The organism is Micromonospora pallida, assembly GCF_900090325.1.
GTDB classification, from domain to species: Bacteria; Actinomycetota; Actinomycetes; order Mycobacteriales; family Micromonosporaceae; genus Micromonospora; species Micromonospora pallida.
Window position 1 is genome coordinate 3,150,159 of record NZ_FMHW01000002.1, and the last position, 24,734, is coordinate 3,174,892.

Annotated in this window: 14 protein-coding genes; 8 read left to right on the top strand and 6 right to left on the bottom strand. The window is 70.5% G+C overall.

What is annotated here, in order from left to right; translation table 11 throughout:
* Positions 1–29 precede the first annotated feature (29 nt).
* From GA0074692_RS12620 to GA0074692_RS12630, 3 genes are all read right to left on the bottom strand, one after another.
* A complete protein-coding gene (locus GA0074692_RS12620; RefSeq protein WP_091643834.1) occupies positions 30–4,028 on the bottom strand; it encodes an Eco57I restriction-modification methylase domain-containing protein in 3,999 nt (1,332 codons plus the stop codon).
* Positions 4,025–7,168, bottom strand: coding sequence for a DISARM system SNF2-like helicase DrmD (gene drmD / locus GA0074692_RS12625; protein ID WP_218106642.1), 3,144 nt, complete (start codon positions 7,166–7,168; stop codon positions 4,025–4,027). The genes GA0074692_RS12620 and drmD overlap by 4 nt, the downstream gene beginning before the upstream one ends.
* 200 nt (positions 7,169–7,368) lie before the next feature.
* Positions 7,369–9,297, bottom strand: a complete 1,929-nt coding sequence (locus GA0074692_RS12630; RefSeq protein ID WP_091643842.1) for an N-6 DNA methylase — start codon at positions 9,295–9,297, stop codon at positions 7,369–7,371.
* Positions 9,298–9,395: 98 nt separating this feature from the next.
* Between GA0074692_RS12630 and GA0074692_RS12635 the strand changes: the two genes are divergently transcribed.
* The 3 genes from GA0074692_RS12635 (at position 9,396) to GA0074692_RS12645 (ending at position 11,643) form a co-directional block, all read left to right on the top strand.
* Complete coding sequence (locus GA0074692_RS12635; RefSeq protein ID WP_091643845.1) at positions 9,396–9,914, top strand: DUF4352 domain-containing protein; 519 nt, start codon at positions 9,396–9,398, stop codon at positions 9,912–9,914.
* 111 nt (positions 9,915–10,025) lie between these two features.
* On the top strand, positions 10,026–10,841 hold the full coding sequence (locus GA0074692_RS12640) for a ribonuclease HI (protein ID WP_091643850.1): 816 nt from the start codon (positions 10,026–10,028) through the stop codon (positions 10,839–10,841).
* A 115-nt stretch (positions 10,842–10,956) separates the two neighbouring features.
* Positions 10,957–11,643, top strand: coding sequence for a hypothetical protein (locus GA0074692_RS12645; protein WP_091643855.1), 687 nt, complete (start codon positions 10,957–10,959; stop codon positions 11,641–11,643).
* Positions 11,644–11,713: 70 nt separating this feature from the next.
* Here the strand turns inward: GA0074692_RS12645 and GA0074692_RS12650 are convergent, their stop codons facing one another.
* Positions 11,714–12,355 (bottom strand): hypothetical protein, encoded by a 642-nt coding sequence (locus GA0074692_RS12650; RefSeq protein WP_091643858.1) that lies wholly within the window; start codon positions 12,353–12,355, stop codon positions 11,714–11,716.
* A 110-nt stretch (positions 12,356–12,465) separates the two neighbouring features.
* On the opposite strand from GA0074692_RS12650, the gene GA0074692_RS12655 reads away from it, so the two are divergent.
* Positions 12,466–15,588 (top strand): hypothetical protein, encoded by a 3,123-nt coding sequence (locus GA0074692_RS12655; protein ID WP_245730285.1) that lies wholly within the window; start codon positions 12,466–12,468, stop codon positions 15,586–15,588.
* 94 nt (positions 15,589–15,682) lie between these two features.
* On the opposite strand, the gene GA0074692_RS12660 is transcribed toward GA0074692_RS12655, so the two are convergent.
* Positions 15,683–18,286 carry a hypothetical protein gene (locus tag GA0074692_RS12660; RefSeq protein ID WP_141725258.1) on the bottom strand — a complete coding sequence of 868 codons (2,604 nt, stop codon included), beginning with the start codon at positions 18,284–18,286 and terminating at the stop codon, positions 15,683–15,685.
* Positions 18,287–18,509: 223 nt separating this feature from the next.
* On the opposite strand from GA0074692_RS12660, the gene GA0074692_RS12665 reads away from it, so the two are divergent.
* Complete coding sequence (locus GA0074692_RS12665) at positions 18,510–19,265, top strand: formylglycine-generating enzyme family protein (RefSeq protein ID WP_091643868.1); 756 nt, start codon at positions 18,510–18,512, stop codon at positions 19,263–19,265.
* Between the two features lie 16 nt (positions 19,266–19,281).
* On the opposite strand, the gene GA0074692_RS12670 is transcribed toward GA0074692_RS12665, so the two are convergent.
* A complete protein-coding gene (locus tag GA0074692_RS12670; protein WP_176738430.1) occupies positions 19,282–20,232 on the bottom strand; it encodes an extracellular catalytic domain type 1 short-chain-length polyhydroxyalkanoate depolymerase in 951 nt (316 codons plus the stop codon).
* Between the two features lie 443 nt (positions 20,233–20,675).
* Here GA0074692_RS12670 and rox point away from each other — a divergent pair, with 443 nt between their 5' ends.
* The 3 genes from rox to GA0074692_RS12685 all read left to right on the top strand — a co-directional run bounded on the left by rox (position 20,676) and on the right by GA0074692_RS12685 (position 24,712).
* The gene (gene rox, locus GA0074692_RS12675) at positions 20,676–22,121 is read left to right on the top strand and encodes a rifampin monooxygenase (RefSeq protein WP_218106643.1); all 1,446 of its coding nucleotides are present in this window, start codon (positions 20,676–20,678) and stop codon (positions 22,119–22,121) included.
* Between the two features lie 71 nt (positions 22,122–22,192).
* Complete coding sequence (locus GA0074692_RS12680; RefSeq protein WP_091643880.1) at positions 22,193–23,098, top strand: alpha/beta fold hydrolase; 906 nt, start codon at positions 22,193–22,195, stop codon at positions 23,096–23,098.
* 15 nt (positions 23,099–23,113) lie between these two features.
* Entirely contained in the window at positions 23,114–24,712 is a 1,599-nt protein-coding gene (locus GA0074692_RS12685; protein WP_091643885.1) for a long-chain-fatty-acid--CoA ligase, read from the top strand.
* Positions 24,713–24,734 lie beyond the last annotated feature (22 nt).

Genomic DNA, 24,734 nt, shown 5'->3' on the forward strand with positions numbered 1-24,734 from the left:
GGAAGCAGCCTCCGGGAAGGGTGTGCGGATCAGAACAGGGTCGCGGGGCCGGGCTGCGCCTTGCGGCCGGACTTCTTCTTGTCGTGTAGGCCCTGCGCGTCTTCCTCGGCGTAACGCTGGTGGTTCAACTCCAACAGCCGATCGAGGATCTCCCGCTGGACGGCGGGCCCGACGGTGTAGCGGGTGTACGCGCCGGCTTTGTGGAAGCCGTGGTCAAGGCCCTGATCGACCAGGTCGTCCCAGTCGTAGGCTCGGCAGACCGCCACGTCGATGTCCCGGTGAATCCGCCGCAACTCCACGATGTCGTCGTCCTGACACCCCGAGTCAAAGACAAGGTTGTACGTAGCCGTCAGCCCCGCCTGCCGGCTGAGCATCACGTTTCGCCGGTACGTGTCGAGTCGATCGCCGAGTCCCCGCAGCTCGGACGTCAACTCCGGCAACGCAAGCGTCTCGAACACGTCCGACGGGGTGTATCGAAGGTCAGCCTTCATCGACGACGCGCGGCTGGCCGCCCACCAGTAGTGCGGCGCACTCGACAGCAACGCCAACATGGCCGTGTCATCCGTCGCAAACACAGCGAGCGCGTGCGAGAAGACCTGGCCGGTCGGCACGATCACCGGCATAACCGTCTTGCTGACGAGCGTGATCACAACTACCCTGCCAAGCTCCGCAATTGCGGCGCGCAGTCCTGGTGCCAGCTTCTCATATTGCCACCATTTCTCACGAGTGGCTCGCTTAGCGTCAGGAAGTTGATCCCGCGAAGGTTTTACGAGAGTTCGGAGTCGCTGCATGCAGGCCCGATAAAGGCAGGCACGGTCATACGACCAGTCCCCGAAGTCAATAATCCACCGACTTGCCGAAAGGTCGGGTCGAGAATTTACGTCCTGCCCGTTCAGGTATCGGAAAAGAACCTCTTGACTGCGCCCGTCGGCCGCAATCAGATCCGCCGCCTCCTCTTCGGACATCACGAAGCCAATGCCGTTGACGAAGTTACCTATGTAAGCAAGGCCGGCACTCCCAGCCAATCGCACAGCCGGCCCGGACGCGCGGGATACAGGATCGAGCATGGTGGTGATACCAGGGACGACGACTCCATCGGCCACGCAAGCAGCCTCCCGGCCGACCGGCCGTCGACTAGTCCAGACGGCACAGTATTCGAGCGCGGCCGAACTTGACGGCCAGGGCTTGCTTTTAACTGATCTCCGGATCGATATCCCACGTGTCACGACCTGCTCCAAGCCGACTTCCCGGGTGTCACCCTGGGCCAGGGTATTGGTGGCGATCAGCCCGGTTTGCCCGCCGGCGTTAAGTAAGTCATGTGCCCGGAGAAGGAAGTAGGCGACCAGGTCGGCGTTTCCCTTCACGCCCCGCCCGAGCACTGCGACGAGATACTCCCGATATGCCGTGCCCAGTGGACCGCTGATCTTCTTGCCACCCAGGAAAGGCGGGTTGCCGATGATGGCGTCGAAGCCGCCCTGCTCGAAGACCTCGGGGAACTCCAGGGGCCAGTGCAGCGGATCGCGGTCGAAGCCGCCGTCCGGCTGGTCGAGGGAGAGCCAGGACTGCGCCTGCTCGATGAGCGGGTCCACCTTGCCGCCCTTGGCCAGTTGCTGGGCGAGCGTGCCGACGCGTGCGGCGATCACGACAGGGTCCTGGCCACGCTTGACCGACGCGAGTGAGGCCCCCACCACCAGGTCGGCGTAGGCGTCGGCGCGCTTTCGTACCGCACGCGCTTCGTCGAGGAGTCGGCGCTTCTCCGCCAGGGTGTCCAGGCGGTCCGGCAGTGCGGCGAGTTTCCGGCGCAGGTCCCGGGCCTCGGCGATGTCGCGTTCCAGCCGCAGGTCACCGGCGGCCTTCCCGGGCAGCGTCGCCGTGTTCCCGAGACCGAGTAGTGCATCTCCCGGGACCAACCGGTCATCGAGGAAGGTGAAGGGGCGCTGGGGGTCCATGGAGACCAGCCAGAGGGAGAGCTTCGCCATCTCCACGGCCATCGGGTTGATGTCCACCCCGTACAGGCAGTGTTCGATGATCTGCCGGCGGGCCTCGATGACGAGCGGGTCGTCGTCGGCGTCCATCGTGCGGCCGGTGTCCCGCTGCTGGTAGGTGAGCGCGCGTTCGTCGCCGTCCCGCGACCAGGCCTCGATGAGGTGGCCGGCGAGGTAGCGGGCCGCCGCGACCAGGAACGCCGCCGAGCCCATGGCGATGTCGGCGACCTTCAGGGCGAGGATCTCCTTGGCCGACTTCGGCTTCCACTGTGCCCTGTCGGCGGTCTGCAACGGGCCGGGCTCGTAGACCAGCGGTTCCAGCGCGCCTTCGACCACCTCTACTGCAAGGAAGCGCGGGGTGTAGTGGGTGCCGGTGTTGCGGCGCAGCGCGGACTCGGTGACGAAGAGCGCTCCGGGCAGGATGACCACGGGCAGGCCGCGCAGGTCCGCCCGCAGCACGCCGACGAACGACAGCAGTCGCTCGGAGAGCGGGTAGTCGCCGCCGGTCACGGCGAGGAGTTTCCGGCGGGCCTCCTCGCGTTCCGCCCCGTCGAGGGGCGCAAGCTTCTTGGCCAGCGCCGCCGGGGAGCCGATCTTGGAGTCCTTGTGTTTCTCGGCGAGCGCCTTGGCCAGCGCCGACACGTCGGGGTGCAGGCGGTGCAGCGTCTCCAGGTCGGCGAGGGCGACCTCGTCCTCCAGTCCTTCCTTGCCGATCAGCCCGACGGTGACGTCCTGAGCGCGGAAGCCCTCGAAGGAGAGCAGGCCCTCGTAGACGTACCCGATCTGCTCGACGTCGAGGGCGCGGAAGCTGACCGTGCGGCGTTCCCGGGACCGGCCGGTGCCGACCTGGACGTACTGCACCGAACGGAGCATATGCAGGACGGTCCGGTCGTCGATGGTCAGCGGCAGCCAGTCGTACCGCTTCGGGTCGAAGAGCGAGCCGTCGTGGCCGTGCAGGGTGAGCCGGGGGTGGTCGATGCCGTGGTAGACGGCGGTGAACAGGGCGAGCAGCCGGTGCCAGGCGGCGGAGCTGTGCTCCAGGTCCTCCTCACTGCCCTCGGTGACCCGCTGTTCCAGCTCGGCGCAGAGCCGGCCGGCGGAGTACGCCGCCGCGTACAGCTCGTTGTCGGCGGGGAGCAGCCGGCGCTCCTCGGCGAAGAGCAGGAAGACGATCCGCATCATCACCGCGACCGCGCCCCGGTAGACCTCGTGCGCCTCGACGTGGGCCAGGCCGCGACCACCGTCCTGCCGGTCGCGTACGTCGATCCGGCCGATCGCGGCGACGAGCAGCTCGACGGCCTGGCGGACCTGGACGCCGAGGGCCTCGGTGATCTCCTCCTGGCTGCCGAGGCTGTCCCGCAGCAGCGGCACCAACCGTTCGGTGTCGGGCACGCCGAAGAACCGGTGCCGGGAGAGCAGCGAGACGAAGGCGCGGACCACGTCCCGCTCGGCTGCCTCCGGCCAGGAGACCGCGTCGAAGGTGGCGGTGGTGGTGACGCCGCCGCGCGGGGCCCAGACCAGGGTCCACCAGCGTCCGCCGGTGGCCAGGCCGAGCTCGATGTTGTGGTGCCGGCACAGTAGCGCGAGCCGGTCGGCGGGCGTCGCGGCCCAGGTGGAGCCCTTGACGCGGGCGGTGGGGTGCTGGCCGGGCGGGATGACCAGGCCGAGCAGCCGTACGCTGTCGGCCTTGACCTGTTCCCCCGGCTCGACCAGCACGAACGACGGCCGCAGCTCGGTGTCGTGCTCGGCGACGGTGTGGGCGAGCGCGTCGAGCCCTTCGGTGTGTCGGGCGTCGCCCCAGCCGAGCAGCTCGTCCAGCACGTACCCGATCCAGTCGGCCTGGCCTGCGGCGGTGTCGGCCTGCCAGGTGGTGTGCTGTTGGCGCAGCCGTTCGCGGCTGCGCCGATCGAGGGTGTCGAGGGTGGGCCAGGTGCGGCGCAGCACCGGCAGGCTGAGGAAGGGGCCGCTGACCTCGACCAGGCTGAGCCAGTTGCGGTGCTGCTCGACCCCGTCGGGGGCTGGGCGACGGAAGGTACGGCTCATCGGGTGGCCTCCCGCTTCGGTACGACGAAGACCACGGCCACCGGGAAGCTGTGGTCCTTCGGGTCGCGGTAGCGGGCGGCGACCGCTTCGAGTTCGCGGTCGCGCTCGGCTTCCAGGGCCAACAGACGGTCCTCCCAGGATTGGCGGTCCTTGCGGTACTGGGTGAGTTCTTCCCTGGTCTTGCTCGCCTCGGCGCGGCTGATCAGCGCCTGTTCGGTCTCGCTGTCGTCGGCGTCGAGCGCGCCGCGCAGGGTGGCGGCGAACTGTTCGAGGTTGTGGATGATGCGCTGCCGTTCGGCTTCCTGCCGCTGGGCGAGCTTGCGCTCCAGCGACTCCTGCCGGGCCCTGGTCCGCCACTCGATGGCCGACAGCAGGCCGCCCCGGACGCGGGGCCAGCGCTCGGCCAGCCGTGCCTGCACGACCGGGGAGGCGGGGGCGCCGGTCGTCAGTGCCCGGTCGAGGATGCCCTTGAGCATGCCGAGGTTCTCCAGGCGGCGGAAGCGGCCCTGTTCGGGGGCCCAGCCGCCGGCGTGGAGCACCTCCTCGTGCAGCCGCACGCCGTCCGCGCCGACCAGCACGAACCGGGAGTACGCCCCGACCAGCACGTCCTCCAGGGTGGGATCGTCGCTGACCACAGCGGTGACCCGGTGCAGGCCGATGTCGGGGTTGGAGACAGCGGCGCGCAGCAGCCGGGTCGACATGGCCACCAGGGGGTGGTTGAGGTGGGCGAGGACGATGCCGTCGCGGTCCTCCTTGGCCACCTGCGGGTCGAAGGTGACCGGCAGTTGGCGGGGCGGCTCGTCGCCGTCGGCGAGCTTGGCGGTGAGGCCGGCACCGGCCCGCTGCCAGGAGCCGGTCAGCGGCGGCACCGTGTAGAGGCCGTCGAGCAGGTGCTTGTCGTCGGTATGCCGCTGAAGTCGCTGCTGGCGGGCCAGTTCCAGGGCGGTGTCCACGACCCGCTTGACCGCCGTCGGGGTGATGCCGAGTTCCTCGACGGTCTGGTCGAGGTCGGCGCGGAGCCGGCGGACCTGCTCGCGCAGGTTGGACTCGACGGGCAGGGTGCCGGCGGCCTTGTCGCGGCCGGCCGTGTCGATGTCGACGTTGACCTGCTCGCCGAGCATCCGCCGCTGCACCGCGTCGGAGAGGACGGCGTTGACGGAGCCGAGGTCCTCCTCCATCCGGGCGACCTTCGTGGCGACCCGGGACAGGAACTCCAGGTCGGCCTCGAACGCGTCGACCGGCTTACCGAAGCCGGTGCCGACGAAGTGCTGGATCTCCGGGTTGACCTCCTGCCCGTACCGGTCGATCCGGCCGATCCGCTGTTCCAGCTTGTTGGGGTTGAACGGGATGTCGTAGTTGACCAGCCGGTGGCAGTGGTTCTGCAGGTCGATGCCCTCGCTGGCCGCGTCGGTGGCGAGCAGGATCCGCACCGGGCGCTCGGTGGGCTGGGCCTGGAACGCCAGCCGGATCTGCTCCCGCTCGTCGCCCGGTGTGCCGCCGTGCAGTAGGGCCAGCCCGTCGCCGCCGAGCCCCTCCTGTCGGAGCAGGTCGGCCAGCCAGGTCTGGGTGTCGCGGTACTCGGTGAAGACGACGACCCGCTCGTTCGTCCAGTGCCGGCCGTCGGGGCGGCAGATCGCCGTCAGATAGGTGATCAGCTCGCGGGCCTTGGCGTCGGGCTGGGCCTCCTTCTGCTCCGCCCAGTCGAGCATCTTCTGCAGCAGGGCCGTCTCGTCGTCGGTGGGGTCCGGCTGCATCGGGCGGACCCGGTTCAGCGCATCGTCCTCCGCCTCGGCGAGTTGCTCGTCGTCGTAGGTGGCCATGTCCTCCATCAGTTCGTCCATCCACTCCGGCACGTCGTCCCCGGCGGCCAGGCTGGGCGAGCCCTTCCGGTTGGCCAGGGTGTCGAGGTAGACGCGGACGGTGTGGGCGAACGCGGCCGGGCTGGAGAAGAGCCGCTTCTTGAGCAGCAGCGTCACCAGGTCGGTGGCCTTACGGCCGCGCTGCGAATGCAGGCGCTTGCGCCGCAGCTCGGCGAACTGGGTCAGCAGGGCATGGATCTGCCGCTCGTCTTCCGGGTACGTGACCGGGATCGCGGACGCCTGGCGTTCGACGAAGCGGGGGGTGCCGTCCGGCTTCTCGATGTGCCGCTTGAGCCGGCGGACGACGGTGTCCCTGACGGCGGTCTGGTCGGGCTTGACGCCACGGGCGAACCGTTGGTTGTCGAGGATCTCCAGGAGCGCGGTGAACGATGCCTGGTAACCGTTGTGCGGGGTCGCGGAGAGGAAGAGCCGGTGGGTGAAGTGCGGGGCGAGCCGGCGGATCAGCTTGGTCTGCTGTGAGTCGACGGCGTAGATCTGCTTGGGCGCGGCCGGAGCGACGTGGTGTGCCTCGTCGAGGATGAGCAGGTCGAACGTGCGCGGATAGGTCGGGCCGTCGGCGGGCAGCACCTCGTCGAGGAGGCGCTGCGCCTTCTGCCCGCGCAGCCACGGCAGGCTGACAATGCTCAGCGGGTGGACCTCGAACGGGTTGGCCGCCGAGCCGTGGCTGCGGCGAACGGCGGCGCAGCGCTCGGAGTCGATGATGGTGAAGTCGAGGCCGAACTTCTCGGCCATCTCGTCGCGCCATTTCAGGGTCAGGCCGGCCGGGCAGACGATCATGATGCGGCGGGCGCGGTGCCGCAGCAGCAGTTCCTGGGCCACCAGTCCGGCCTCGATGGTCTTGCCGAGGCCGACGTCGTCGGCGAGCAGCAGGTTGACCCGCGGCGCGTCGACCGCGCGGGCCACCGGTTCGAGCTGGTAGTCCTCGATGGCGACGCCGGAGCGGAACGGCGCCTGTAGCGTCTTCACGTCAGCCGAGGTGACAGCCGACCAGCGGACCGCGTCGAGGAAGGCCGCCAGCCGCTGCGGCGAGTCGAACGCCTCCCCGGCGACCGGGGGCAGTGCGCCGCTGGGCAGCACCTGCCGGCCCGGCTCGACCTCCCAGATGACGTCGAGGGTGTGGCCGTAGCGGCCGTCCTCGACGCTCTGCAGCGTGACCAGCGTGCACTGCCCGGCCGGCTCGATGTTGCTGACAACCCAGCGCTGGCCGCGTACCGCGACCAGCTTGCTGACCGCCAGTTCGTCGGCGTTGGCCGTCGTCATGCTCGGCATTGCGCTCCCATGTTCACTTCGCCCCCACTTGAACCCCGCGACCCTACGTCCGTCCAAGGTGAACGGCGAGTCATCTGATCGGGTTGTTTGTTTCGGTTTGTAGCCCATTGGCGGGTGACCAGAAGATCACCCATGTCCAGTCCGTTCAACGAGACCGCGCAGTCAGCCGACCGGGTCCGGTCCGGTCCCGCTCATCGCTGCCCTCCCTTCGGGCGTAGCGCACCGCCGGCCAGGCCGTCCGCCGCGAGTCGCGCAAGGTCACCGCCGAGCGCCGTGACCTCCCGTACCGTCGATTCGAAGTCGACCAGCCGGCGGAACGCTTCGCCTTGCGCGCGCTGCTCGTCGAGGTGAAGGCGGCAGATCTGGGCACGGCGGACGTCGATTCTCGTGCCGGAGAGGCTGGTGACCTGCCGCTCGTTGGCGGTACTACGCAGCTGACCGGCGAGGAACCACGGATCCAGGACGGCCGGGTTGGCACGCAGCAGGACGAGACTCGGCCCGAGCAGCAGCCCGCCCGTGGTCACGACCTGGGCGACCAACCGGCGGGCAGCCACCGGGACGACGACGTCGCCGGGTTGCAGGTTGATCCGCTCGGCCAGGCTGCCGTCGTCGTGGGCGGTCGGCTCGACGCCGTTGGCGACGTCCTGCCCGGTCACCACGACGCCCGGGACCGCGCTATCCGTCGCGCCGTCCCGCTCGGCTGCCGGCCTGACTCGCACCGGCCCGATGATCTGCAGCGCACCGATGCGTGCCAGTTCGGCGACGGTCATGGTCTCCGGTACCGTCCGGCGGCCCGCTACGGGCGTGACCTGCGGCATGAGCGCCGGCAGCCGGCCGGCTGCGTCGGCCAGCCGTTGCTGGAGCCGGGTGAGGTGCTCGCCCGTAGTCTCGCCTGTGACGACGGGTTGCCGGCGGGCCGGGGTGATGTCGACCTCCTCGTCGAGCAGTTCGATCACCGGGACGGCGCGGGCGAAGCCTGCTTCCTCGACCTCGGCGTCCGGCGTGCTGGTGAAGTCCCGCCACGCCGCGAGGATCCGGGGGCCGGTCTCGGTCAGGTCGTCACCGGCGGCGTCGACCAGCAGCGTCCGCGCCGGTGGCGGCGCGTCGGGCGCGGGCCGCCGCAACACCCACACATGCAGGGGTACGCCGTGCGGCGCGGCCGCCCCGGGCGGGAGCGCAACGACGGCGCGCAGGGCGCCGCGACGCAGCAGCTCAGCACGGATCCGTCGGCCGGCGCGGCGGCTGGCCACGGTAGGTGGCATCAGCAGTACGGCCTGCCCGCCGACCCGCAGGTGGGCCAGGGCGTGCTGGGCCCAGGCCAGCTCCGGTTCGGTACGGGGGGTGCTGCCGACGATCCAGCGTGGGTCGTGGCCGAGTTCCTCGTCGCCCCAGTTAGTGGACCCGAACGGGGGGTGGCAGACGACGACGTCGAAGGTGCGGCCGGTGAACGCGTCGGCACGCAGGGAGTCGCCGGTGCTGATCTCCCCCGGCACGTCGCGGAGGGCGAGCCACAGGCTGGCGAGCCGGGCGAGGCCCTCGTCGAGTTCCTGCCCGTCGGCGGAGGTGCAGCCGGCGCGGACGGCGGCGCGCAGCATGGCGCCGGATCCGGCGGCGGGGTCGAAGACGGCGTCGCCGCCGACGCCGGCGAGGCCGACCATGAGGTCGGCGACGTCGTCCGGGGTGGCGAACGGGCGGCCGGGTCCGGGTGCGGAGAACCGCTGCCACAGCTCGTCGAAGGCGCCCTGCGGGCCGAGTTCGTCGGCGAGCGCGTCGACGTCGGGCAGCAGCGCTTTCAGGTGCGGGTCGGCTGGCCGGCGGGGGCGTCGGCCGCGTTGTCGGGCCAGCAGCAGGGTGCCGACGGCGGCGAGGCCGGCGGCCGGGGATTCGCTGGCTGCGGCGAGGTGCCGCCACAGGCGTTCGGCGGTGGCCAGCTCGGGCAGCTTGCCCTGGGCGCGGAGCCACTGCTCGACCTGCGCCAGGTCGAACTCGGGGCTGGCCGGGACGCCGCCCACCGGGACGGGGAAGTCGGCGTGGCGCTTGCGCCAGTTGCTGACCGCGGCGCGACCGACCCCGGCAAGCCGGGCGATCTCCGCTGCCGTGACGGTCGGTGTCTCCTGCACCTCCGCAGTGTGCCACGCCCGTCAAGCATTACGTCTGTTGACAGCGTTCACGGATGATGCTCTCATTGACGCCGCCACGCGAGAGCAGGAGGATCCCCATGCGCAAGAGCACCACCATCGCCCTGATCACCACCGGTCTGGTCGCCCTGGGCTGCAGTTCCGGCGGCACCGACAGCGCCGTTGGTTCCGGCAGCGCGGGCGACGACAAGAAGGCCACGGTCGCGAAGGTCGGCGAGCCGGCCCGGGACGGCAAGTTCGAGTTCACCGTCAAGTCGTCGAAGTGCGGCGTCGCCAAGGTCGGCACCGACCTGCTCGGTCAGAAGGCGCAGGGCCAGTTCTGCCTGGTCACCCTGAACGTCAAGAACATCGGCAAAGAAGCGCAGATGTTCGACGGCAGCAGCCAGAAAGCGTACGCCGCCGACGGCACCGAGTACTCCGCCGACGGCGCCGCCGCGATGTACGCCAACAAGAACGCCGAGACCTTCCTCAACGACATCAACCCCGGTAACCAGGTCACCGGCGTGCTCGTCTTCGACATCCCGAAGAACGTCAAGCTCGCCAAGCTCGAGCTGCACGACTCCCCGTTCTCCGGCGGCATCGACGTGACGCTCGGCTGACCCTCGGTCCGTCCGGGGGCGGAGTGTCCCCGCCCCCGGTGTTCGTCACTCGGCCGGCGATTGGCACCGCCGCCCGCCGGGTAGTTTCCTTTCGATACGTCAGGAGGCGTCATGCGCTCCGATGAGTTCCTCCGCGACCTGGACCTGTTCCCTGCCGACCGGCACCACCGGCTGCTCGCCCTGCGCCACTACCTGCGCGCTGCCGACTGCCACGCCTGCCAGCGGGTCGGCGACGCCGTCCAGTTGGCGGTCACCGCCGCCCGCTACGACGAACTGACCGCCGCCGACGGTCTGCTCCACACCGCCGAACAACTCGCTGCAGACCATGACGTACACCGCCGGTCCGACGACGATCCCGGACACGGTCGTGGCCGGGTCACCCGGTGGGCCGCAGGGTCCACGCCACTGATGGCGGCCACGGACGCGAGCTGGAAGGGACGCGTCGGCGGCATCGGCTATGTCGTCACCGACGGCCGGTACGGGCTGCGGGGCCGAGGCACCGGACGGCTCGACCCGACCGGCCCGTCCCGGGTTCTCGTCAACGAGCTGCGGGCGGTCGACTTTCTGCTGACCGACTACGACGAGCCGCCGGTCGGGCTGACCGTACTGCTGGACAGCCTCGGTGCGATGGAGTGGCTACACCGCTGGCAGGCCGGCGAGACCGCCATGCCAGCCGGCTACCACCTCCGGAACCGCCGCTGGGCGACCCAGCCCACCCTGCTCCGCCTCGCCACCCAGGTGGCCGGCCGGCCGGACCTGGTGTTCGCACACGTCAAAGGCCACAGTGGTCATCCGCTCAACGAGGCCGCCGACGCGCTGGCCCACATGGCTCGCCGCCGGCGGGTGGAATCCTTCGACCTACGGCCCCGCGCGCACGACCTGGTCGACGCGTTCCTCCGCGACTGGCACACCACCGCCGCCGTCTGAGCGACCAACCAGGACCGCCGTTCGAGATTCCGCTGGCGGGAGCGGGTAGACGTGGCGCGGCCACCGCGTGATCATCTGTGCGCTGTGGACGTAACAACCCAAGGGAGTTCAAGAAATGGCAGCTGGTGACCCCGACGGATCGGTTCCGGAGGCAGCCGTACCTGGGCAGCGCATCCTCGACCTCCTGGACAAGGCAATCGCCCTCCAGAGCCCGCTGGTGCGCAAGAACATCGCTCGGGCCCGCCAGCGAAACCCGGAGGCGACACCGGCACAGGTGATCCGCAATCTGGAGCGGATGTACGTCAGCGCCCTGACCGGGACGGGTGCCGCAGTTGGCGGAGCGGCCGCCGCGCCCGGCGTCGGCACGGGGGTCGCACTGGCACTGTCGGCCGGCGAGGCGCTCTCGTCTCTCGAGCTGAGCGCCCTCTTCGCGCTCTCAATCGCCGAGGTCCACGGAGTTCGCATCGACGAGATCGAGCGCCGCCGAACGATCGTGATGGGGATCATGCTCGGCGGGTCCGGCTCCGCCACCATTACCAAGGTCGCCGAGCGTACGGGGCAACACTGGGGGCGTCAGGTTGTCGCCAAGGTGCCTCTCCAGACGTTGCGCCAGATCAACAAGATCTTGGGAAAACACTTCATCACGAAGTACGGGACCAAGCAGGGAATCATCGTTCTCGGTCGAGTGGCACCGTTCGGTATCGGCGCGGTGATCGGTGGTGGCGCCAACGCTGCCCTCGCCACGCTGGCGGTGCGGGCCGGTCGTCGCGCATTCGGCCCGCCTCCGACGTCCTGGCCATGACCCACGCGCAGCACACCACCCGTCAGGTTGCTGCGCCCGTGCCGACGTGGCGGGCCGGGTCGGCGACCGCTCATCGGTCGGGGCCCAGGTCCAGCAGGCGTACCACAAGCAGCGTCCGCTGCACCGCCACCTGGACTGCATCGGCCCGTAACTGTCCCGGAAAAGCGTGGAACGTGAACAGGTGGTCGTCCTGGGCGGTCCATGGTGGGATCTCGTCGGCCTCGTATGCCGCGTGCATCGCAGGGGAGTCGAGCCGGTGGGAGGTGCCGATCGTGCGATGTGGTCGGCGTAGCGCCATCGGTTCGGTAGGCGCGGGCAGCTTGACCACGACAAACACCCCCCGGCCTTTCCAGCCCCTGACCGAGCCACTGAGCGCGTTGCCGTCCCAGGTGATCTCGCCGACGGTGAGCGGAAGCCTGTCGACGGTCCGGGTCCAGGCCCGGCGCACCCTGGTCTGGTCGGGTCGCTCGCACAGCGGCAGCCATGGCCACGGTTGGTCGGCTGGGACGGGCTGCCAGCCCTCGGCCCCGAGCCGGTGCAGTGTCTGCCGGTCGCGGATTTCGCGGACTGCTAGGCGCACGGCGTAGCCGCCGCCGACGACGGCCACTGCGACCATCGGGTGTTGCTGGGCCATGACCTTGGCCGTGCCCAATGTCAGCGATCCGGCGCAGCACATCAGCACGAGCGCGGCCAGGAAGAAGGCGTTGGACACCCGCTCTCTCATCGACCGTCACCTTATAGATCCGGCACCACCCGGGGTGTTGGTAAGAATCGCGACATCAGGGGCCAGATCTGGGTCCGGAGTGGCACTACCATGCGAATGTGACTCACGTTGCTCGGGTCCGGAGGCCGTACCCGCTGCTTGTCGCCGTGGTCGTCCTGTTGGGGTTCGGCGCGACTGTGGCCTGGGGCGTCGGCGACACGCTCGGGCTGAGCCACACCCCCGCCGCCGTGCCACGCGAGGACGTCACCGCCGCGCCGTCCCGGGTGACCGCGCCGGCACCGCCGCTGGCGTCCCTCGTCGTACCCGACGAGCCGCGCACCAGGAAGGCGGCGGCCGCAGTCGCCGACGCGCTCGTCTCCCGTGGCCTGCCCCGCCCGGTCGTCACCCCCGTCCCGCCGCGCCCGGCCATGACCGCGACCGCCGTGGATACGCCGGCAACGGCCGGACCGGCCACCGGTCCCCGGCCAGCCGCCCCGGCTCCGGCGCTGTCGGCGGTGACCGCCCTGCGGGCGGGCGTGCTCGCCACGCTGGCCGGGGCGCCGGAGTCGTACCGGCTCGGTGCTCGCGGGACCGAACTGGCCGTCGAGGGGGTCGACGTCGCGGGCGTCGCGGGCGGGTTGTACCGGCTCGCCGACCGGATCCGCTCCGGTGCCGAGGTGCTGCCCGCCGCCGACGCGGGCCGGCTGGTCACGCCACGGCTCGGCCTGCGGCTGACCGACGCCGGCTCGGTGGGCCGCGAGCCCGACCCGGCCGCCTTCGCCGCCGGCGCCGACTACCGCCTGAACACCGACGTGGTCTCACCGGCGCTGCTGCCGCAGACACCGTGGGTGGACGCCGGGGCGGTGGCCCGGATCGGCGCGCAGTTCCGGCAGTTTGTCGACCACTCGGTGGCGCAGGGCTACAACGGGATCGTCGTGCCCGGCTTTCTGGAGTACGTCACCTTCGCGAAGGTCGGCGACGGGCACGCCGTCTACCCGGCCGGCGACCCACACGTCGACCGGGCGCGGGCGATGGTCGCGGCGTTCGGCCCGGTCTTCCGGTACGCCGAGGAGATGGGGGTGAAGGTCTTCCTGCTCACCGACATGCTCGCGGTGTCGCCCCCGCTGGAGGCGTACCTGACGCGGACCGTCGGCGGCCTCGACGTGACCGACCCCCGACTGTGGGCGGTCTACCAGGCCGGGCTGGCCGAGCTGTTCGAGAGCCTGCCGTTCGTCGACGGCCTGATGGTCCGCGTCGGCGAGGGCGGCGAGGTGTACGCCGCCGACGGCTGGGACTACTCGTCGAAGCTGGTCGTCACCACGGACGCGTCGGTGCGCGCGATGCTGCGGGCGCTGCTGGACACGGCGGCCGAGGCCGACCGGGAAATGGTCTTCCGCACCTGGACGGTCGGCGTCGGCGCCGTCGGTGACCTGCACACCAACCCCGAGTCGTACGAGCAGGTGCTGGGCGGGTTCGACGACCCGCACCTGATCGTGTCCACCAAGTACAGCCTCGGCGACTTCTACAGTCACCTACCGCTGAACACCACCCTGACGACCGGTGGGCACCGCCGGATCGTGGAGTTCCAGGCCCGGCGCGAGTTCGAGGGATTCGGCTCGCTCCCCAACGACCTCGGCCCGCTGCACCGCCAGGCGCTCCGCGAGTTCCTCGCCGCCAACCCGAGGGTCGAGGGCGTCTGGAACTGGACCCAGGACGGCGGCCCGCTGCGTGCCGGGCCGATGTCGCTCTACCTGCGCGCCGGGTTCTGGCAGCTGTACGACCTGAACACGTACGCCACCGGCCGGCTGGCCTGGGACCCGGACACTGACCCGGCGCAGGTCACGGCGGACTGGGCGTACCGGACGTTCTCCGCCGACCCGACCACCGTCGCGGCGATCGGGCAGGCCATGGCGCTGTCCCGGCCGGCGGTCACCAAGGGCCTCTACCTCGGGCCCTACGCCGACCGGTCGGTGCGGGCGCTCGGGCTGGAACCACCGCCGATGATGTGGATCTTCGAGTGGGACATCCCGACCGGCGACTCCGCCGCGTTGGACAGCATCTACGCGGTGACCGGCGGACGCATCGACGTGGCGATCGACGAGGGCGAGCAGGCCATCACGCTGGCGCGACGCATGCGTGACCTGGTCGCCGCGACTGACCCGACGACCTGGCGGGACGCCGGGCTGCGCGAACACTTCACCAGGACGCTCGACTACCAGGTGAACCTGTTCGAGACCCTCGGCGCCTACCGGACCATGGTGCTGCGGCACGCGCAGTGGCTGGACACCGGCTCCCGTACCGCCTATGACGGCTGGCGGGTGGCCGAGACGACGTACCACGCTGCGCGCGACGTACACCGGCAGCGCTATGGCGCCGACCTGGACCTGCCGGCGTACAACTTCACCGCCGCCGACCTCGGGGCGCTTCGCGCGGACCGCGACCCGGCGATGGCCTGGGCGGCCCGGGTGCTGCTCGGGTCGATCCTGCTGGTGGTGCTGCTCGGTCTGCGCGAGCGGGGGCCCGGCGGCGCCGCCGCGCGAGGGCTGCTGCTCGGCGCGGTTCGGCCGTGGCGGGTGGCCGCGCTGCCGACACCCGCCTCCCGGGTCGACCGGGTGCTGGTGTGGCTGGTCCCGGCCGGGCTGCTGGTGGCGAGCCGGCTGGTCTTCACCTGGTTCGCCGCCCCGGCGCACCTGCTGGTCACCCTCGGCGGGTGGGCGCTGTTCGCCCTCGTCGTACGCCTCGTCGTCGGCCGACGGGACCCGTTCCACCTGTGGGCCGTGGTCGGCGGCGTGGCGCTGCTGCGCAGCGTACTGCTGCTGGCGGCGCTCGCCGGGCGCGGACCGGGGCGGTACTGGTTCACCTTCTGGACCGAGCCGACCGTGCGCACGGTGTACGTCACCGTCGCGTTCGCGGCGTTCTGCTGGCTCTTCGTGGCGACCGCCGTCGTCCTGCGGGACCGGTACGGTCTGCGGCGGCGAAGCGCCGTCGGGTCGACCCTGACCGCCGTGGGCGTCCCGCTCGGTGTGCTGTCCGGGCTGGTCGCGGTGGTCGGCCTGGAGCGCGCGCTGACGGTGTGGAACGACCAGTTGGCGCTGCTGCCCTGGGGGCTGTCCCGCATCCTCGGCATCACCGTCCACCTGGGCATCCCCACCGACTTCCCCGGCTACACCGCCGGTGCCGGTGCCACCCTGGCCGCCGTCGGCCTGCTCCTGTCCCTCGGCCGCCGCCGGGAGGCCGCCTGACCGCCTCTGCTGCTTCTTCGCGTGCACGAGGCTCGGGCGCGCGGCGTGGGGGACGGTACGGCAGTGCCGTACCGCCCCCCACGGATCAGTCGCCCTACTGCACTTCTATGTGATAGCAGTTGTTGCTGGCACGTTCGTCGAGGAACCGCGTGACCCGGGGGCGGATCGCGTTGACGAAGAGCGTGCCGCCAGCGGCAGTGAACGCACCCGCACCGATGTCGGCGACATTGACGACGTTCGGGTCGGCGCAGTGACGGGACACGTTCTGCGGCCCCTGGTCGTTGATTTCCTGTTCCATCGCCGCCTGGATCGTTCCGGCGTTCGCCAGGATCTGTTGCCGGGTCAGGCCCTGGGTCTGTGCGACGAAGACGTTGACCACCGCGTCGCCGGCTGCCGCGTAGAGAGCTAGCTGGTTCTGCACGTTCGTGGCGATCGGGCGGGCCGCGTTGGTCAGATTCTGGAACATGGCGCGGGCCTGGTCGGCCGGAGTCCGGGCGGTGCTGCTGATCGTCACCGCTGCCTGGCCGGCCGCACGCTGGCTGTCCTTGATGATGTCGATGGTGGCCGCGCGGACCGCCCCCGCGTTCGCGTTCGGGCCGAAGTTCACCCGAACGTCGGCCACCGCCCCCACCCGGCTGGGACTGCTTGTCGCCACCAGGTGGGTGACCCCGGCCGGGTCGCCCGCGAGCAGGTTCCCCGCGATCCGGACCGGCCCGTGCTGTCCTGCAGCGGTGCCGGCCGGAACCGCATGGCTGAACACCGGCGCACCCAGCCGGTTGGCGTGGCCCGGTCCGTTGGCCCAGTACACGTCGATCCGGCCCGCCTGCTCCAGCTCTCCGTTCTCGACGGTGTAGGTCAGGTCCAGTCCGCCCTGGGTGTTGTTCCAGGCCAGGGTGGGGCTGATCTGGTCGCGGACCTCCTCGACGAAGTCGACGACCACCTGCGAGTCGTACGCGCCGTCACCGACATTGGCGACGCCCAGGTCAACCTGGATGGTGTCGCCGTCCTGGTCGACCGGCAGGGTCAGATCCCGCCAACCGGTGGCGCCGCTGCCGTAGTGGAACTCTCCGAGGCCGAGCCCGTTCATGCTGTTCGCCTCGGCGCTCGCTCCGCCGCCCTGTTGGCTGCGCAGGGCCACCCGGAAGTAGTCGTTGTACTGGCTGCCGAAGTACCCGCCGGGCACCTCGCTGGTGACGAAGCGGTACCGGATGCGGATCGCGGTGACCTCCGGCTCCGTGGTGAAGGTACGGGAGATCGCCTGCTCACCCTCGACAGTGGTGCTGAGGGTGAGATCGTTGTCGACGATGTTCAGCGCGCCTGGCGTCCCATTCGACTCGTCGGCCTTCGCCGGGGTCATCGACGGCCCTTCGGCCCGCGTCTCGTCGGGCGCGGCCTGGGCCGAGACCCCCGCACTTCCGGGTATGCCCTCGACGTGCGGGGCGATCGACACCGGCGCCGAGCCGACGTCCCAGCCGGCCGCGCCCTGACTGAAGTCGTTGTTGGCGATGCTGCTGGCCTGCCCGAAGCTCAGCATTGTCACCCGGACGGAGCCCTGGCCGGCGTGGAGCCCGACAGTGCCGAGTCGGTTGCCGCTGGCGGTGGCCTTCACGAGGACCGTCCGGGACGGCACGTTGGCGAAGGTGGCCCTCCCGGTGGAGGTGGTCGTCTCGGTGTGGACGTCCTGGTCGTCGGTGAGGCTCACCCGCACGGTCACCTCATCGGTGACCGGGGCGCCGGTCTGGTCGACCACGTCGACCCGCAGGTTGTTGACGCCAGCCCAGACGGTCGTGGTGTGGTACAGCGGACGACCGATCGAGTCCACGCCGGTGAAGGTGATCGTGTTGCGGCCGTTGACCAGCGCCCCGGACGCGGTCACCCGGTTCGGGGTGAGGCTGATCCGGTCGGCCGGTACCGCTTGGCCGTTGACGGTCAGTTTCGCTTCGGCGGGGTCGTCGTGGAACTCGGCTCCGGCCAGCGCGAACGCCGCCGGGGCGGACACCGCGTTGAAGCCCTGCGGGGACAGGCCGTCCAGCGTCAGCGCGTCGGCCGGCAGCGGCTCGTCCAGCGGGTTGAGCGCGTCGAGCCGCAGGCGGGTCGCCGCGCCGAGGTTTTTCCCCGCCACCTGCCGGTCGGCCGCGTTGATCTTCCCGTTGCCGTCGGCGTCGGCCCAGGGTGAGTAGGTCGGGTCGCCGTGTGCGGTACCGGCGAGCGCGTCGATGGCGACCAGGTCGTCCTGGTTGACCTGGAAGTCGCTGTTGGCATCACCGGCCAGGAACGCGGAGAGCTGGTACGCCCCCGCCGTGCCGCGCTGCGACCGAAGCGTCACGTCGTATCCGGAGCCCGGTGAGAGAGTCGCGATGGTGAAACTGGACGCGTGCCCCGGGGCCTCGGGCCGGTGCGGCCCCGAGACGTTGCGCCCGTCCCGGGTCCGGACGTGGATGACGCCCGGGTCGAGCGAACTCTCCTCGGCTGCGGCCAGGACGAAGCCGACCAGGACCTGACCGTCCGCCGTCGTCGTGTAGTCGTCGGCCAGTGTGTCGAACGCGACGACGCCCTCCGGCCCGGTCAGTTCGCCGGTGCGTACGGCGAAAACCGGGTTTGCCTCCCCGTGGTCATGCTCTGTAGCGGGCGCTGCCAGGGCAGGTACACCCGGTAGCACAAGGCAGAGCGCCGCCGATACGACGAACGCACGTCTCATATCCCATCCACCTCATCTCTGCGCCGGTCGACTGACGGACGCCATGGGTCCGGGAGTGCGCCCGCGACGGGCAGCACGAACGCGAAAAGTAGCAACGCCGCTACTCTCGGCGCATCGACCGTTCGTATCGACCAACCAGCAGTCCGTGCACCGTCGGTCGTGCTACCCGGCAGGGATCTGGGGAGGCGTACCACCCGGCTGGCGGGTTGCTAGCGTTCGGCGCATGTGGACCGAGGTGATCGTGGCCGGGCGCCCGGCCTGGCGGCACACCATGTCGGGCGTGGTGTTCCGGGAGGTGCCGGGCGGCACGTTCCGGATGGGCCTGTCCGACGCGGAGCTGGACGCGGTCCGCGCCATCGAGCGCAGCGGAGGAGTCGAGGACGCTCTCGAGCCGTTCTTCGCCAGCGCCGGGGACGCCCAGCCGGTACGCGAGGTGCGGGTCGAACCGTTCCTGATCGCCCGGCACCCGCTGACGGTCGCCCAGGTCCGGCACTGGCTGCCCGAGTACGAGGACTTCTACGCCGACAGCCACTCCGGCACGGCCCGGCTCAAGGACGACCTGGTCGACCTGCTCGAGGCCCTGCCGTTCCGACTGCCCAGCGAGGCCGAGTGGGAGTACGCGGCCCGGGCCGGCACCACCACCCTGACCTTTCGTGGCGACGGGAGGCCGGGCGAGGACCACATTCTCTACGACTTCGGTGACGAGGAGCGGACGGCAGCCGGGGAGAACGCCTTCGGCCTGGCGGCGATGGGCTCGGCGGGCGAAATCTGCGCCGACGTGTGGATCCCCGGTTTCGCGGGCGCGCCGGCCGACGCCCGACCGCGTACCGGCGACGGGCCCCGGACCGTACGCGGCGGCGCCGCCGATCTCTACCCGTGGCAGGGCTGCGACGAGTGGCTACTGCTGCTGTCCGCTACCCGGGACAAGCACGCCCAGTTCGCCGCAGTCCGCCCAGCCGCACCACTGCCGTCCCGCTAGGCGTCGCCCGCCTGGGTTACGGCATGGGATGCGCGACGAAGTAGTCCCAGCTGAGGCCGGTGGCGTCGGGTCCGGACGGGTCGCCGAAGATGCTGCACGAGCAGCCGCCCGGGTACGCGTGCCCGGCACCGTTGATCATGTACTGGTCGACAATGGCCCGGCCGGTGTTGTCGTGGTAACGCAGCAGGGTGTAGCTGCGCCCGCCCGGCACCTGGCCGTTGACGGTCTGGTCGGGCGTGGCGTCGGCTCCGGCGACGGTGGTCCACTGCCCCGCCACCCGGTACGCGGTGGACGGCCGTACGACGAGGTCGTTGGTGCCCTGGAAGATGACGACCGGCACCTTGCGAGCGCGGCTGCCCATCTCGCGCAGCGCCGCCTGGCCGGACTGCTGCGGGGTCGTGAGCTGGAGCGGGTCGCACAGGTACTCGCAGCCCGCGACGATGCTCGCGGCGGCGTAGACGTCGGGGTAGGAGACGGCCATGATGTTGGCCATCACCCCGCCCGCCGAGATGCCGGTGATGTGGACGCGGCGACGGTCGACGCCGTACTGGCTCACGATGCGGTTGGTGATTCCGGAGATGATCGCCGGCTCGCCGAAGCCGCGACGCTGGTTCGTCGGCAGCATCCAGTTCCAGCAGCCGGCCGGGTTGACCAGGTTGCTCTGGTCCGGCATCACGACAGCGAAGCCCTTCTGCTCCGCGCGGGCGCTCCAGCCGGTGAGGAGGTCGAAGCCGACGTCGTTCTCGGTGCAGCCGTGCAGCGCCACGACGAGCGGGATCGGCGTGCCGGGGCGGTAGGTCGAGGGCAGGTAGCCGTGGTAGTCCCGGGTGCCGTAGATCGAGATGTAGGTGCCGTAGAAGAACCTGCCGGTCGCCGCCTGCGCGGGCGGCGGGGCGACGAAGGCCCCCGTGACGAGGATGAGAGCGGCGGCGAGCGTCCGCAGCCATCGACCAGGGTTGACTGCCATGATCGAACCCCTTCCAAACGATCGTTTGTTTGGAAGCATCGATGTACATCACGGTAGATGTCAAGGTGTCGACCGTGGGGACGTCGGTCGCTTCGCGGCTGATCCGCCCGGCAACCGCACTGGCCCCGTTCGACGTCGTGATCACGTAGCGGGGAAAGTGATGGACGGGATGATGATCGGCTTGTAGCTTGCAGATACCCGTGACACCGCCCGAGGAGGTGAGACCCATGAACGCTGTATCGATGTGGGTGCTCCCCCGTCCCGTCACGGCCGGGCGATTGACGTAGGTGTCGCCGGGAGCGCCGCCAACAGGGCACTCCCGAAAGGCAACGCCTGTGCGCTCTCCGCAGTTCACCGCCGAACCGTCAGCGACCCATACGGTCGAGTGCGACTCCACCGTGGGCGACGTGTCGCCGGCCTCCGGCGCCGATCGTGCGCCCCTCATGTTCGACGTGATCATTGCCGGGTGCGGGCCGACCGGTGCGATGCTGGCCGCCGAACTGCGACTGCACGATGTGCGGGTACTCGTCCTGGAGAAGGAAACCGAGCCCGTATCGTTCGTCCGCATAGTCGGTCTGCATATTCGCAGTATCGAGCTGATGGCGATGCGTGGGCTGCTGGAGCGCGTTCTCGAACGTGGAAGACAGCGGCCGGCCGGCGGGTTCTTCGCCGCCATCGACAAACCCGCGCCCGAGGGCCTGGATTCCGCGCATGCCTATCTGCTGGGCATCCCGCAGCCGGTCATCGTTCACCTGCTCGAAGAACATGCGACCGAACTGGGCGCGCAGGTCCGGCACGGCTGTGCGGTGGCCGACTTCGAGCAGGACGGCGAGGGTGTGACCGTAGATCTGGCCGACGGGGAAAAGCTGCGTTCACGCTATCTCGTCGGCTGTGACGGCGGGCGCAGCACGGTCCGCAAACTGCTCGGTGTCGGCTTCCCCGGCGAGCCCGCGCGGACCGAGACCCTGATGGGCGAGATGGAAGTGGGTGTGCCGCAGGAGGAGATCGCCGCCAGGGTGAGCGAAATCGGCGAGGCCGACAGGCGTTTCAGCGTCAGGCCCGCAGGCGTTGGGGTCTATCGCGTCGTAGTCCCCGCCGCTGGAGTCAGCGATCGTGCCGAACCGCCCACCCTGGAGGATTTCAAGCGACAGTTGCGCACCGTCGCCGGCACCGATTTCGGCGTGCACTCCCCGCGCTGGTTGTCCCGCTTCGGGGATGCCACACGGCTCGCCGAGCATTATCGGGTCGGGCGGGTGCTGCTGGCCGGCGACGCGGCACACGTCCATCCACCCATCGGCGGACAGGGCCTCAACCTGGGCGTTCAGGACGCGTTCAACCTCGGCTGGAAACTGGCCGCCCAGATCCGCGGTTGGGCGCCGGAGACGCTGCTGGACACCTACCAGGCCGAACGTCGTCCGGTCGCCGAGGACGTGCTGGACAACACCCGCGCCCAGATGGAACTGCTGTCCACCGAACCGGGCCCGCAGGCCGTCCGCAGGCTGCTCACCGAACTGATGGACTTCGACGAGGTGAACCGCCATCTGATCGAGAAAATCACCGCGATCGGCATCCGCTACGACTTCGGCGCAGGCCCTGACCTGCTCGGCCGCCGCCTGCGCGACATCGAGGTGGGACACGGCCACCTGTACGGTCTGCTGCACCGCGGCCGCGGCCTGCTGCTGGACCGCACCGAACGTCTCACCGTCGGCGGCTGGTCGGACCGGGTCGACTACCTCGGGGATCCCACTGCGGCACTGGAGGCTCCGTGCGTCCTGCTACGCCCCGACGGCCACGTCGCCTGGATCGGCGACGATCAGCGGGACCTGGACGACCACCTCTCCCGCTGGTTCGGCAAGCCCGCCAACTCGCACGAGAAGAGACGGTATTGACCGCTGGGGTCGCGGGGGCCGAGACTGACCTCCTTCCAAACGATCGTTCGTGAGGAACTGGGGAGAGTGCGATGGGCGTGGTGCCGAGCCGGGAAGCACAGGGGCGGGTCGCCGGGGACGGGGTGGAGCTGGCGTTCGGGTTCTGGCCGGGGCGTGGCCAGCCGATCGTGGCCCTGCACGGGATCACCGCGTCCTACGTGAACTTCGTCGGCATCGCCGAACGGCTGGCCGGACGGCGTCCGCTGCTGGCCCTGGACCTGCGTGGCCGCGGCGGCAGCGACAAGCCGGAGGGCGGCCCGTACGGCATGAGTCAGCATGCCCGCGACGTCGCCGCCGCGATGGCCGCGTTCGGCCTCGACGACAGCGTCGTCGTCGGGCACTCGATGGGCGCTTTCGTGGCGGCGGCCGTGGCGGCCGAACACCCGGACCGGGTCGCGGGCGTCATGATGATCGACGGCGGGCTGCCGCTGACGGCCCCGCCCGGCGTCGACCCGGTCGCGCTGCTGGACGTCGTGCTGGGCCCCCAACTGGCCCGACTGCGGCAGGAGTTCCCGAGCCGGGAGGCGTACTACGACTACTGGCGGCCGCTGCCGGCGTTCCCGGCCGACGTGTGGGGACCGTGGGTCCACGCGTACCTGGACTACGACCTCGGCGGCACCGAACCGAAGCTGCGGCCGAGGGCGTCCGAGGCGGCGATCCGGGCGGACTACCTGGACACCCTCGACGCCGACCTGCTGCGCAAGCGGCTCGCCGCGATCGAGGTGCCGGTGACGCTGCTGACCGCCGAGGAGGGCTTCTACCCGGGCCAGCCGCCGCTGTACCCCGACGCGCTCGTACAGGCGGAGAGCGCGGCCGTGACCCGCTTCGCGCACCAGCGGGTCTCCCCCACCACGCACTACACCATCGCGCTGGCCGACCACGGCGCGACCGTCTGCGCCGACGCGTTGGTCGCGTTCGCCGAGCAGTGGGGCAAGTGAGGTGAGCTGCCGGCCATGATGGACATTCCACTCAACATCTGGACGATGTTCGCCGCCGCCCAGCGGCACTACTTCGACGTCGAGATCGTCACCAGCTTTCCCGACGACTCCCGCCACCGCTACCCCTACGGCCAGTTCGCCGCCCGGGCCCAGCAGCTCATGCACGCCCTCGACAGCCTCGGCCTCGCCGAGGACGCGGTCGTCGGTTCCCTGGCGTGGAACGGGTTCCGGCACCTGGAGGCGTACTTCGGGGTGCCGGGCAGCGGGCGGGTGCTGCACACCCTCAACCTGCGGCTCTCCCCGACCGAGCTGGCCACGGTCATCGACCACGGCGGTGACGTCGCCATCCTCGTCGACCCCGACCTCGTCCCGTTGCTCGAACAGGCCCGTGCCCTCGGCGGGTTGCGCCAGGTCACCCACGTCATCGTGCTCGACGACCACACCCCCGAGGCCGACCTTCCCGGCCTGGTGGCGTACGAACCGCTCATCGCGGGGCAGGCCACCTCCTATCCGCGTACGCCGTGGGCGGAGAGCCGGCCGCTGGGAATCTGCCACACCTCGGGGACGACCGGGCACCCCAAGGGCGTCGTGTACACACACCGGTCCACGGTGCTGCACGCGCTCGGGGTCGCGTCCGGAGCCGGATTCGCGCTCGGCCCCAGCGACTGCGTCCTGCCGATCGTGCCGATGTTCCACGGCAACGCCTGGGGCGTCCCGTACGCCGCCACGATGGTCGGCGCCAAGCAGGTCTTCGCCGCCGGACCGTTCACGGCCCAGCGCGTGATCAGCCTGTTGCGCGACGAGCAGGTGACCGTGGCGGCCGGCGTACCGACGATCTGGATCGACGTCGCCGGGCATCTGCACGGACCCCGGCCTCTGCCCGACCTGCGGCACATCGTCTCCGGCGGAGCGCAGCCACCCAGCTCGCTGATCGCCCGCTACCGCAGGGACTTCGGCATTCCGATCCTGCAGGCGTGGGGTATGACCGAGACCTCGCCGCTGGCCAGCGTCGCCTGGCCGAAGCACCACCTGCGGGGCCTGCCGGACGAGGAGTTCATCGAGCAGGCCGCGTCCCAGGCGGGCCTCCCGGTGCCGACGGTCGATCTGTCCATCCGCGACGGCGACGGCGCCGAGGTGGTCTGGGACGGCGAGCAGCTCGGCGACCTCTACGTACGCGGTCCCTGGGTGGCCGACAGCTACCTGCACGGCGACGGCGTCGAACAGTTCACCGGCGGCTGGTTCCGCACTGGCGACGTCGCGGTCGGCTCTCCCGGCGGTTACTTCCGCATCGCCGACCGCACCAAGGACCTGATCAAGTCCGGCGGCGAGTGGATCTCCTCGGTCGACATGGAGGCGGCGCTGATGGCACACCCGGACGTCGTCGAGGCCGCCGTGATCGCGATCCCCGATCCCAAGTGGCTGGAGCGGCCGCTCGCCTGCGTCGTCCCGGGCGAGGACGCGGTCCCGACCCTGGACCAGATCCACGAGCACCTGACCGCCCACGGTTTCGCCCGGTGGCAACTGCCCGACCGCGTCGAGTTCCTCGACCAGATCCCCCGGACCAGCGTCGGCAAGTTCGACAAGAAGGCGCTGCGCGCCAGGTTTCCGGCTTGACGAACCGGTGTGCCAGGGTAGG